The sequence below is a fragment of the Achromobacter piechaudii NBRC 102461 genome, from assembly GCF_001571245.1.
Lineage (GTDB): Bacteria > Pseudomonadota > Gammaproteobacteria > Burkholderiales > Burkholderiaceae_B > Achromobacter > Achromobacter piechaudii.
Genome location: NZ_BCTK01000006.1, coordinates 935650 through 947363, shown reverse-complemented (window position 1 = coordinate 947363; position 11714 = coordinate 935650). Strand labels below are relative to the sequence as shown.

The window sequence follows — 11714 nt, the reverse complement described above, 5'->3', positions numbered from 1 at the left end:
CGGTTCATGCGCCGAATTGAATAATGGGCACATGGTCGTCGCAACGGCCAGATTTTTCCCCCTCACATCAAGGAGTTACCCTCATGACGCGCATTCAAAAAACCTTGGCCGCAATGACGATTGGCGCTTGCGCGCTCGTCGCCGGCCCCGCCGTTCACGCCCAGGCCGCCGCGCCCGCGGCCCCTGCCGCCACCAGCCCCGCCGCGCCCATGCTCACGATTCGCCAGGTCTACGACAAAATGGAAGCCGCTGGCTACCGCAATATCTCCGAGATCGAGCGTTCCAGCAAGCACGGCTACGAGGTCAAGGCCTACGATCCGCAAGGCCAACGCGTGAAACTGCGCGTCGACCCGCAGACGGGCGCCGTCACGCGCAGCCGCTTCGACGACTGATCCGCGCCCGCCGCTTGCCGATGAGTATGATGGGACATCCCCTAGCCTTGGAACCGCATCATGCCCATCTTGCGCAATCTGGCGGCGGCCAGCCTGACGCTGGCCGCCCTTAGCGCCTGCGGCGAGGTCGCGACGCTGCCCGTTGAATCGGGAATGGGGCCGCAGCCCAAGCTGCCGCCCCCCAACACGACGATGATCCCCACGGTGAACACGGCCAAGGCGGTCGGCTGGATCGCGGGCGCCCAACCGATTCCCGCCAACGGCCTGGCCGTCAACGCCTACGCCGCCGACCTGGACCACCCCCGCTGGCTCTACGTGCTGCCCAACGGCGACGTGCTGGTCGCCGAAACCAATGCGCCGCCCAAGCCCGCCGATGCGGGCGGCGGCTTCAAAGCATGGGCGGCGGGCATCGTCATGAAGCGCGCGGGCGCCAAGACGCCCAGCGCCAACCGCATCACCCTGTTGCGCGATGCCGATCACGACGGCGTGGCCGAAACGCGCAGCGTGCTGCTGCAAGACCTGAACTCGCCCTTCGGCATGGCGCTGATCGGCAAGCAGCTTTACGTCGCCAACGCCGACGCCGTGCTGCGCTTTCCCTACGAACCCGGCCAGACGCAGATCAAGGCGGCCGGCGTAAAAGTCACCGACCTGCCCGCCGGCATCAACCACCACTGGACCAAGAACCTGATCGCCAACGCGGACGGCAGCAAGCTGTACGTGTCGGTCGGTTCGAACAGCAACGTGGCGGAAAACGGCATGGACATCGAAGAAGGCCGCGCGGCCATCTGGGAAATCGATGTCGCCACCGGCAACAAGCGGCTCTACGCCACCGGCCTGCGCAACCCCGTGGGCATGGCCTGGGCGCCCGACGGCAAGACCTTGTGGACGGCCGTGAACGAACGCGACGAGCTGGGCAGCGACCTCGTTCCCGACTACATGACGTCGGTACAGGACGGCGGCTTTTACGGCTGGCCCTACAGTTATTTCGGGCAGCACGTGGACACCCGCGTCACCCCGCCGCGCCCGGACCTGGTCGCGCGCGCCATCGTGCCCGACTACGCGCTGGGCCCGCACACCGCATCGCTGGGCCTGGCCTGGTCGGGCGGCACGCGGCTGCCCGCGCCCTACGCCTCGGGCATGTTCGTCGGCCAGCACGGCTCATGGAACCGCGACCCGCGCAGTGGCTACAAAGTCATCCTCGTGCCGTTTTCCGGCAACCGGCCCGACGGCCCGGCACGCGACGTGCTGACCGGCTTTCTCAATGAGAGCGGCCAAGCGCAGGGCCGCCCCGTCGGCGTCGCCATCGACGGCCAGGGCGACCTGCTGGTGGCCGACGACGTGGGCAACGTCATCTGGCGCGTCAGCCCAAAACCTTGAAGCGCGACGCCATCCGCGCAACTCAATGCGCTTGGCTTGCGCTGGGTCAAACCCGCCCACGCCGGGTTTGGCATTCTGGCCGGCAGCGGGGTCAGAATGTCGTGTAGCCGGTCCATCGCGCAAGGCGCAGGCCGGAATTCCGCTTTTCGCCAAATGTTGGAGGCATGAATATGATGTTCAAGAAACTGTGCGTGGCCGCGATCCTCGCTGTTGCGTCTGCCCCGGTCCTGGCCGCTGAATGCTCGGTCGATATCGCCGGCAATGACCAGATGCAGTTCGACAAGAAGGAAATCACGGTCAGCAAGAGCTGCAAGCAGTTCACCGTGAACCTGAAGCATCCGGGCACCCTGGCCAAAAACGTCATGGGCCACAACTGGGTGCTGACCACGGCGGCCGACATGCAAGCCACCGTCAACGACGGCATGGCTGCCGGCCTGGACAATGACTACGTCAAAAAGGGCGACACGCGCGTCATCGCCCACACCAAGGTGATCGGCGGCGGCCAGTCCGACTCCGTCACCTTCGACGTCAGCAAGCTGGCCGCCGGCACCGACTACACCTACTTCTGCTCCTTCCCCGGCCACTTCGCGCTGATGAAGGGCACGCTGAAGCTGGTCGACTAAGCCGGCCCAGGCACTGCGCCGCACGGGCTCCGCCCTCCGGGATTTCCGGGGCGCGGAGCCCGTTTCCATTGGGCGCGTTCCCCCTACAATGGCCGCTCTTCGTACACACCGACAGGGAGCAGGCATGAGCACGGAAAAAGTAGCGATCGTGACGGCGGGTGGCAGCGGCATGGGCGCTGCGGCGGCGCGCAAATTGGCGGCTGACGGATATCGCGTCGCCATCCTGTCATCGTCCGGCAAGGGCGAAACCCTGGCGGGCGAATTGGGCGGCCTGGGCGTCACGGGCTCGAACCGCTCGCCCGACGACCTGGCCCGCCTCGTGGACGCCACGATGCAGAAATGGGGCCGCGTCGACGCGGTGGTCAACAGCGCGGGGCACGGGCCGAAGGGGCCGCTCCTGTCGATCAGCGACGAAGACTGGCACCTGGGCATGGAGTTCTACCTGCTCAATGTGGTGCGCATCGCGCGTCTGGTCGCGCCCATCATGAAGCAGCAGCAGTCGGGCGCCATCGTCAATATTTCCACCTACGCCACCTTTGAACCCGAAGCGCTGTTTCCGACGTCGGGCGTCTTCCGCGCGGGGCTGGCCGCCTTCACCAAGGTGTTCTCGGATGAATACGCCGCGCACAACGTGCGTATGAACAACGTGCTGCCCGGATTCATCGACAGCCTGCCCGAAAAGGAAGACCGCCGCACCCGCATTCCGATGGGCCGCTACGGCACCGCCGAAGAAGTGGCGGACCTGATCGCCTTCCTGGCGTCCGACGCGTCGTCCTACATCACCGGCCAGAACATCCGCATCGACGGCGGCATCACGCGCTCGGTCTGAGCCTCATGCTTAGGGATTAATCCTCTCGTCCGAATGACGGTATTGAAGCGCGCCCCGCGGTTCAGTACCGTAGCCTTTCGCATTCGACGAGAGGCTTGCGATGACAGTCACTCCCGGCCAGGCCTCGCGCTTTCTGGCGCAGGCCACGTTCGGGCCCACCCCCGCTCTGATCGACGCTGTCGTGCGCGACGGTTACGCCGCGTGGCTCGACGCGCAACTGGCGATGCCGCCGTCGCAGTCGCATTTCGACTGGCTGCTGCAACAGAAGAAAAACACCGAGGCCTTCAAGGGCAACGGCATCAACGCACCGCTGGAGTCCACGCTGTGGCGCAAATTCATCAGCGCCGAAGACCAGGTGCGCACGCGCGTGGCGTTTGCGCTGTCCGAGATTTTCGTCGTGGGCGTGCAATCCATCACTGCGTCTTGGCCGCTGTTCGGCGCGGCCGGTTTCATGGACCTGCTGGCCGAACACGCGCTGGGCGATTACCAGTCGCTGCTGACCGCCGTGACCCAGAACCTGTCGATGGGCTGCATGCTGACGTATCGAGGCAATCGCAAGGAAGACCCGAAGACCGGCCGCCATCCCGATGAAAACTATGCGCGCGAGGTGATGCAGCTGTTCAGCATCGGCCTGTTGCAACTGGAGCCGGACGGCACGGTGAAAAAAGTCGACGGCGCACCGGTGGAAACCTATACCAACGCGGATGTGCAGGGCCTGGCCAAGGTGTTCACCGGATGGGATATCAACGGGCCAGAGACCGACGTTGAATTCCACAGGCGGCCCATGGCGCTGAACAACGCGCTGCATTCGATGGCCGAAAAGCGCTTTCTGGGCGCGGTGATTCCCCCCGGCACGGACGGCCGCCTGTCGCTCAAGCGCGCCATGGAAGTCATCTGCGCGCATCCGAACGTGGGGCCGTTCATCGGCATGCAGCTGATCCAGCGGCTGGTCACCAGCAACCCCAGCCCGGCTTACGTCAAACGCGTGGCCACGGTGTTTGCCGACGACGGCCACGGCGTACGCGGCAACCTCAAAGCCGTGGTGCGCGCCATCTTGCTCGACCCCGAGGCGCGCGACCCCGACCTGAACGATCCGGCATGGGGCAAGGTGCGCGAACCCATCCTGCGCTTCTCGGGCTGGGCGCGCGCCTTTGGGGCCACATCCACCAATGGCGCGTGGGCGATGCCCGACACCACCGACAACACGATTCGCCTCGCGCAAAGCCCGATGCGATCGGCGACGGTGTTCAATTTTTTCCGACCCCGCTACAGCCCGCCCGTCACCGAGCTGGCGCGGCGGCATCTGGTAGCGCCGGAAATGCAGATCACCGATGAAACCAGCATTGCGGGCTATCTGAACTTTCTGTCCATCTATGTGGACCGGGGCTGGGAAGACCTGCAAACGAATTACGCGCCCGAGCTCGCGTTGGCGCACGACCCGCAGGCGCTGGTGGACCGCGTGGTGCTGCTGCTGGCAGGCGACGCGTTCAGCGCGCCCACCGCCCGCGCCATTGCCGATGCCGTCGCCACGCTGCCCGCCAGCCGGCGACGCGACCGCGTGCGCGCCGCGATCATGCTAGTGGCCGCCACCCCTGAATATCTGGTGCAGAAATGACCGACGCACTCAATGCCCGCCGCCGCGATTTCCTGCTGCGCGCTTGCGCGCTGGGCGCGACGGGCGCCGCCGCGCCGCTGGCGATGAACCTGGCGGCCTTGGGCGCGGCCGCCGCGCAATCGGCGCCGCCCGCAAGCGCGCCGTCTTCGTACAAGGCGCTGGTCTGCGTATTTCTGTATGGCGGTAATGACCCCTACAACACCCTCGTGCCCTTCGACGCAGCCGCCTACCGCGCCTACGCCGCTGCGCGTACCGACATTGCCTTGCCACGTGATGCGCTGCGCGCCACCGCGCTGCGCGGCAAGGTGGCGGCGTCCGGTGGCGCGCAGTTTGCATTGGCTCCCGCGTTGGCGCCGCTGGCGCCCTTTTACGAGAATGGCCAGATGGCCGTGCTGCTCAATGTCGGGCCGCTGGTGGCGCCCACGTCCAAGGCCGACTACATCAGCGCCCGCGTGCCGCTGCCGCCCAAGCTTTTTTCGCACAATGACCAGCAGTCGTACTGGCAAGCGCTGGCGCCAGAGGGCGCGGCGTCGGGCTGGGGCGGACGGCTGACGGACCTATTCGCCAACGCCAATGCGCAGCGCACGTTCACGGGCATCACGGCGGGCGGCAGCACGGTGCTGCTGGCCGGCCACAAGGTGGCGGGCTATCGGGTGGGCATCAACGGCTCCACGCCCATCGAACTGCTGCAACGCGATATGTATGGATCCACCGCCTGCACCGCGCTGTTGCGCCAATTGATCACGCAGCCGCGCGATCATTTGATGGAACGCGAACTGTCGCGCATCGCCGCGCAATCCATCGATGCCGACACCCGCTTGCGCGCGGCGCTGGCCAATGTGGCCGTTCCCGGCGACTTCGGTACCCCGCTGGGCCAGCAGCTCAAGATCGTGGCCCGCATCATCGCTGCGCGCCAGGCGCTGGGCGCGCGGCGTCAGGTGTTCTTCGTGTCGCAAAATGGCTATGACAATCACACGGGGCTTAACGACACGCACCCCGCGCTGCTCAAGGAGCTGGGGCAATCGCTGGCCACGTTCCAGCAAGCGTTGACGGCGTTGGGGGTGGCGGATCAGGTCACCACGTTCACCGCGTCCGAGTTCGGGCGCACCCTGGGATCCAACGGCAATGGCTCGGACCACGGCTGGGGGTCGCACCATCTGGTCATGGGCGGGGCCGTCAACGGTGGCCGCAGCTTCGGCGAACATCCCGAGATCGCGCTGGACGGCCCGGGCTTTGTCGATAACGGCCGGCTGCTGCCCACCTTGGCGGTGGATCAACTGGGCTCTGCGCTGGGAACCTGGTTCGGCGCCAGCCGCGATGACCTGCGGCTGGTGTTTCCGAATCTGCGCAATTTCGATGCGGACGCGCTGGCCTTGCTGCGCAGCACATAAGGACTATCGCGCCGCCAACTTCTGCTTGGAAGCCAGCTGCTTCCACCGGACCGCTTCACTTTGCACGAACGCGCCCAGCTCGGCCGGCGAACTGCTGCGCACCTCGGCGCCTTGCTCCGCAATCTTCGTCTTGACGGAAGGGTCCGCCAGCGCCTGGTTCAGCGCCTTGTTCAAGGTGGCGACCACGGCGGCGTCCGCCTTGGCGGGCGCGAAGATGGCGTACCACTGCGGCACCTCTACGCCCGGCACGCCGGCTTCGGCAAGCGTGGGCAGATTCGGCAAGGCTTCGGTGCGCGTCGCGCCAGCCACCGCAATCGCCTTGATCATGCCGGACTTCAAGTGCGGATACACGCTGAACAGGCTGGGAAACATCACCTGCGTGGTGCCTGCCAGCGTGTCCGTCAAGGCAGGCGCGGACCCTTTGTACGGCACGTCCAGCATCTGCGTGCCCGTGGCCTGGTTGAACAGCTCGCCCGCGACGGCGGGGGCCGTGCCGGGGCCGGCCGACGCAAAACTCAGCGCGTCCGGATGCTCATGGCCATACTTGACGAGGCTCGCCACATCCTGGATCGGCAATTGCGTGTTGACGACCATGATGGTGGGCGAATCGGCCACCATGCCGATGGGCGTGAAGTCCTTGACCGGGTCGTAGTTCAGCTTCTGCATCGCGGGGTTGATGCCATGGGTGCCGATGTAGCCCAGCATCAGCGTGTAGCCATCAGCCGGCTGGCGCGCCACGTAGTCGGACGCAATCGCGCCTTGCGCGCCCGGCTTATTCACCACGATGACGGTCTGGCCGAGCAGCTCGCCGACCTTCTGCCCCACCACGCGCGCCAGTACATCGTTGCCGCCACCGGCTGCCGTTGGCACGACCAGCGTGATCGCGCGTTCGGGATAGGCGGCTTGAGCGCTGCCCGCGCCCAGCGCCAGGAATATCGTCGCGGCCGAGGCCGCCTTGATAAGGGAATGCTTCATGCTTGTCTCCGTTGTTTATCAATCGCCGTACTGCGCGGCCTCTGGGTGGGCTGCTTGGGGCTCAAGCTTGCGGCTTGAGCTCGCGGCGTAATTAATGTGGGTCAGGCGGCCTGCGCCAAGCCGTAATGGCCCGGCACGTACAGCAGCCCTTTCATGATCTTGCGTGCGGTGCGAACCAGGCCCGCCGCCCGCACGACTTCACTATCCTTGTCCAGCTCGACATCGATCTCCATTACACCGGACGGGTGTTCGATACGCACCGTCCGGTAGCCCGCCGTCACGGGCGGACCGCCGCACTCATGCGCGACGGTGCCGGGCATCAGGAACGCGCTGGCCACGCCTACCGCGCCCGTCGCGGCATGCGCGCGGTGGCAGGCGCGCGGCGTGAAGTAGCGCGAACGCAGAGCCAGTCCGTTTGCGGCGCTGGACGGCGCCAGCAGGACCGGCTTGGGAATCACGCTGTCGGACACGTCTCCCAATCCCATGCGCGCGCCGGCCACGAGGCGGATGCGTTCGATGCGTTCCAGCAAGGCCGCGTTGCCATCCAGCTGCGCGGGCGTTTCGTCGCCCTGCAATCCGAAATCACTGGCGCGCATCAATACCATCGGCATCGCGGCGTCGATCAGCGTTACCGCCACGCCCTCAATGCGTTCCTGGCGCAAGCCCGTGGGGAACAGCTTGCCGGTGACGGCGCCCCACGCATCCAGGAAGTTCAGGCGCACGGGCGCCGCTGCGCCCGGCACGCCGTCGATGCGCGCATCGCCCTCATAAGTCAGGCGCCCACCGGGTGTTTGCACCACGGCTTCGACCACCGCGCCCGTGTTGACGTTGTGCACGCGCACTGATGTGACGCCGTCGCTCGCCTTCAACAAGCCTTCATCGATGGCGAACGGCGCGGCGCCCGACAGCATGTTGCCGCAGTTGGGCCGGGTGTCCACGGTGGCGCGGTCCACCGACACCTGCGCAAACAGGTAGTCGATGTCGCAGTCGGCGCGGGTGGAGCGGGACACGATGGCCACTTTGCTGGTGAGCGTGTTGCCGCCGCCCAGGCCATCGACCTGCAAGGCGTGGGGCGAGCCCATGGCCGCCAGCAGCAGGCGATCACGCTCGACGGGATCGGCGGGCAGCCAGTCGCCCAGAAAAAAGGGGCCGCGCGACGTGCCGCCGCGCATCAGTACGCAAGGGATTACGGTTTCCATGGAAGCCATTCTGCGTCCGCCCGGCTATTATTTGAATTGCAACTTACGGATGGATTAATGCATGGCACGCATCAATTTCGATTTACAGGAATTGCAGGCGTTCGTGGCCGTGGCGGAGCGCGCCAGCTTTCGCGCCGCCGCCGACGACCTGCACCTGTCGCAGCCGGCTCTCAGCCGCCGCATCGACAAGCTGGAAAGCATTCTGGGCGCGCGCCTGCTCGAACGCACCACGCGGCGCGTGTCCCTGACCCAGGTGGGGCGCGTCTTCCTGGAACGCGCCCGGACAGCCATCGACGAACTGGAAAGCGCCGTCCTGAGCATCGGCGACCTGGCCGCGCAGCGCGGCGGGCTGGTGACGGTAGCCTGTGTGCCATCCGTCGCCTATTACTTCCTGCCGTCGGTCATCCGCGACTACACCGAACGCTTCCCGCGCATCCGCGTGCGCATCATCGACGAGACCGCCAACACCGTGCTCAACAGCGTGGTGACGGGCCGCGCCGACTTCGGCGTCAGTTTCTTCGGCACGCAGGAACCCGACGTGGATTTCAAGGCCGTGCTGCGCGAAGACTTCGTGCTGGCGGTGCGGCGCGACCATCCGCTGGCCAGCCGGCGCAGCGTGTCATGGGAAGACCTGTCGCAGGAACGCTTCATGACCGTCGCCAAGGAAAGCGGCAACCGCCTGCTGATCGACGATGCGCTGGCCAAGAGCGGCAAGCGCACCGTCAGCGCTTTCGAAGTCAGCCACATCATGACGCTGCTGGGCCTGGTGGAAGCCGGCCTGGGCGTGGCGGCCGTGCCGCAGCTGGCCATGCCGCTGGCCGGCCACGCCACCTTGACGAGCATCAAGCTGGAACATCCTCGCGTGACGCGCACGCTGGGCCTCATCGCACGGCGCGGCCGACCCCTGGCGCCCGCCGCCCAACAGCTATATAACCTGATCCATCAAGCCGGCAAGACGGCCAAACGCAAAACGCCACCCACTTCCTGATTCATGACTTCGACCCAATCATCCCTCCATAGCCTGGCCTTGCAGGCCGCCACCGAAGAGGACCTGCCCTTTCTGCTGGCGCTGCGTAAAGCCACCATGCAGGAACACCTGGCGCGCGCCGGTGCGCCCATGGCCGACGCGGACCACCTTGCCCGCATCCAATACCACTTCGACGATGCGCACATCGTCTGGGTCGATGGCCGCCCTGCCGGCCTCTTCAAGCATTACCGCGACGCTTCCGGCTGGCGCATCGTGCAGATACAGATCGCACCGGACTTCCAGGGCCGCGGCCTGGGCCGCCGCCTGCTGGAAACCGTGCTGGAACAGGCCGACAAGGAAGGCGCGCCCGTCACCCTGAGCGTGCTCAAAGACAACCCCGCCCGCCGCCTGTACGCATCGCTGGGCTTCACCCTCGTCAAGGAGACCGACCTGGAATTTGAAATGCGTTACGAACCCGGCGCCGTCCGGCCGGCCGACTGACTTTTGCAGATTCTTTTGGCCGGCCTGGAATAAAGCCATGGCGGCAGGCGTCTGTAGAGGGCAGTCACCCCCAATCCATCTACGTAAGAGGCTCAACATGCGCAAACATATCGCCGCCGCCCTGGTTCTTGGCTCCGCTGCCCTGTTCACGGCCGGCGCTCACGCCCAAGCCGTCAACACGCAAGACGGCGTCCTGGTCAACAGCGCGGGCATGACGCTCTACACCTTCGACAAGGACAGCGGGGGCAAAAGCGCCTGCAACGACCAGTGCGCCAAGATCTGGCCCCCCGTCACCGCCCCCGCCGACGCCAAGCCCATGGGCGACATGACCGTCATCACCCGCGACGACGGCTCCAAGCAATGGGCCTACAAGGGCAAGCCCGTCTACCTGTACGCCAAGGACGCCAAGCCGGGCGACAAGACCGGCGACAACTTCAAGGACGTCTGGCACGCCGCCAAGCCCTGACCCCTGGCGCAATCCGCCCTACCGCCCGACGCCATGCGCGCCGACGACGAGGCCCTGATTCTGGCCTGCATCCCCAGCCTGCGGCGCTATGCCCGCGGGCTGACGGGCGACCCGCACCGGGCCGACGACCTGGTGCAGGACACGTTGGAGCGCGCATGGAGCCGCTATTCGCGCTGGCAAAAGCGCGGCGAGCTGCGGGCATGGATGTTCGGCATCATGCACAACCATTTCATCGACGGCGTGCGCGCCACCAACCGGCGGGCCGATCAGACCGCGACGGGCGATCTGCCCGATGCGCCGGTGCGCGCCACGCAGACCGACCACCTGGAGGTGCGCGACCTGGACCGCTGCCTGCAAGCCTTGCCCCCCGAGCAGCGGGAAGTGCTGCTGCTGATCTGCGTCGAGGACCTGTCCTATCAGGACACGGCCCAGGTGCTGGACGTGCCGCTGGGCACCGTCATGTCCCGGCTGTCGCGTGCCCGTGAAAAGCTTGGCGCGCTGATGCAGGGGCGCGATACCGTCAGCCGGCTGCATCGCGTGAAATGATATGAACGACAAATTCCTACATCCGGTGCCCAGTGCCGGCAGCCCCATCACCGAAGCCGATCTGCATGCCTATGCGGACGGCCAGTTGCCGCCTGCGCGGCATGCCGAAGTCGACGCCTTCCTGGCCACGCATCCGCAGGATCAGACCCGGGTTTCCGACTGGCAGGCACAGCGCCGCGCCCTGCACGCGCTGCTGGACCCCGTGCTGGACGAACCACTGCCGTTGCGGCTGCCCTTGAAGCCGCCCGCGCGGCAATTTCCGTGGCGCGCCCTGGCCGCCAGCGTGCTGATCGCCACCGTCAGCGCCGGCGCGGCATGGACCGTGCGCGGCGCGATGGACGCGCAGCGCATGCAGACCGTACTGGCCACCGCCAGCCCCGAGCGCGCGGCGGGCGGCTATGCGCAGCGCGCCGCCATTGCGCACGCCGTGTACGCGCCCGACATGGGACGCCCGGTTGAAGTGGGCGCCGACAACGAAAAGGGTCTGGTCACCTGGTTGACCAAGCGCATGGGTGCGCCGGTGCGCGCGCCCGCGCTATCGCAAGCGGGTTATGAACTGGTGGGTGGCCGCTTGCTGCCCGGCGGCTCGGGCCCGGTCGCGCAATTCATGTATGGCGCGGCCGACGGCCAGCGCCTGACGCTCTACGTCACACGCGAAGCCGCAGGCGGGCAGACCGCGTTCCAATTCACGCAGGAAGGCCCGGTGCGGGTGTTCTATTGGGTCGAAGGGCAATTCGGCTATGCGCTGTCCGGCGCGGTCAGCCGCGAAGAATTGCAGCGCGTCTCGCAAGAGGTCTATCGACAGTTGCAAGGCTGACGGCGCGCTTGCCTGC

General features: G+C 66.5%; 13 protein-coding genes. 11 read left to right on the top strand and 2 right to left on the bottom strand.

Features of this window, described 5'->3' with window-relative positions:
• Positions 1-83 precede the first annotated feature (83 nt).
• The 6 genes from API01S_RS16395 to API01S_RS16370 all read left to right on the top strand — a co-directional run bounded on the left by API01S_RS16395 (position 84) and on the right by API01S_RS16370 (position 6227).
• On the top strand, positions 84-392 hold the full coding sequence (locus API01S_RS16395; RefSeq protein ID WP_061305295.1) for a PepSY domain-containing protein: 309 nt from the start codon (positions 84-86) through the stop codon (positions 390-392).
• Between the two features lie 60 nt (positions 393-452).
• On the top strand, positions 453-1769 hold the full coding sequence (locus tag API01S_RS16390) for a PQQ-dependent sugar dehydrogenase (protein WP_061305293.1): 1317 nt from the start codon (positions 453-455) through the stop codon (positions 1767-1769).
• Between the two features lie 170 nt (positions 1770-1939).
• Entirely contained in the window at positions 1940-2392 is a 453-nt protein-coding gene (gene azu, locus API01S_RS16385) for an azurin (RefSeq protein WP_167351710.1), read from the top strand.
• Positions 2393-2516: 124 nt separating this feature from the next.
• Complete coding sequence (locus tag API01S_RS16380) at positions 2517-3221, top strand: SDR family oxidoreductase (protein WP_006221268.1); 705 nt, start codon at positions 2517-2519, stop codon at positions 3219-3221.
• 100 nt (positions 3222-3321) lie between these two features.
• Entirely contained in the window at positions 3322-4836 is a 1515-nt protein-coding gene (locus API01S_RS16375) for a DUF1800 domain-containing protein (protein ID WP_061305291.1), read from the top strand.
• On the top strand, positions 4833-6227 hold the full coding sequence (locus API01S_RS16370; RefSeq protein WP_061305290.1) for a DUF1501 domain-containing protein: 1395 nt from the start codon (positions 4833-4835) through the stop codon (positions 6225-6227). Before API01S_RS16375 ends, API01S_RS16370 begins: the two co-directional genes overlap by 4 nt.
• 3 nt (positions 6228-6230) lie before the next feature.
• Here the strand turns inward: API01S_RS16370 and API01S_RS16365 are convergent, their stop codons facing one another.
• Together API01S_RS16365 and API01S_RS16360 are read right to left on the bottom strand one after the other, a co-directional pair.
• Positions 6231-7202: a Bug family tripartite tricarboxylate transporter substrate binding protein gene (locus tag API01S_RS16365; RefSeq protein WP_050731115.1), complete on the bottom strand. Its 972-nt coding sequence runs from the start codon at positions 7200-7202 to the stop codon at positions 6231-6233.
• Positions 7203-7303: 101 nt separating this feature from the next.
• Positions 7304-8401 (bottom strand): 4-oxalomesaconate tautomerase, encoded by a 1098-nt coding sequence (locus API01S_RS16360; protein WP_061305624.1) that lies wholly within the window; start codon positions 8399-8401, stop codon positions 7304-7306.
• A gap of 61 nt (positions 8402-8462) precedes the next feature.
• On the opposite strand from API01S_RS16360, the gene API01S_RS16355 reads away from it, so the two are divergent.
• From API01S_RS16355 to API01S_RS16335, 5 genes are all read left to right on the top strand, one after another.
• Positions 8463-9389, top strand: a complete 927-nt coding sequence (locus tag API01S_RS16355; RefSeq protein ID WP_006221273.1) for a LysR family transcriptional regulator — start codon at positions 8463-8465, stop codon at positions 9387-9389.
• 3 nt (positions 9390-9392) lie between these two features.
• A complete protein-coding gene (locus tag API01S_RS16350; RefSeq protein ID WP_050731113.1) occupies positions 9393-9869 on the top strand; it encodes a GNAT family N-acetyltransferase in 477 nt (158 codons plus the stop codon).
• Positions 9870-9966: 97 nt separating this feature from the next.
• Positions 9967-10335 carry a COG4315 family predicted lipoprotein gene (locus API01S_RS16345; RefSeq protein WP_061305288.1) on the top strand — a complete coding sequence of 123 codons (369 nt, stop codon included), beginning with the start codon at positions 9967-9969 and terminating at the stop codon, positions 10333-10335.
• 33 nt (positions 10336-10368) lie between these two features.
• Positions 10369-10881, top strand: coding sequence for an RNA polymerase sigma factor (locus API01S_RS16340; protein ID WP_006221276.1), 513 nt, complete (start codon positions 10369-10371; stop codon positions 10879-10881).
• 1 nt (position 10882) lies between these two features.
• Complete coding sequence (locus API01S_RS16335) at positions 10883-11698, top strand: anti-sigma factor family protein (RefSeq protein WP_050731110.1); 816 nt, start codon at positions 10883-10885, stop codon at positions 11696-11698.
• Positions 11699-11714 lie beyond the last annotated feature (16 nt).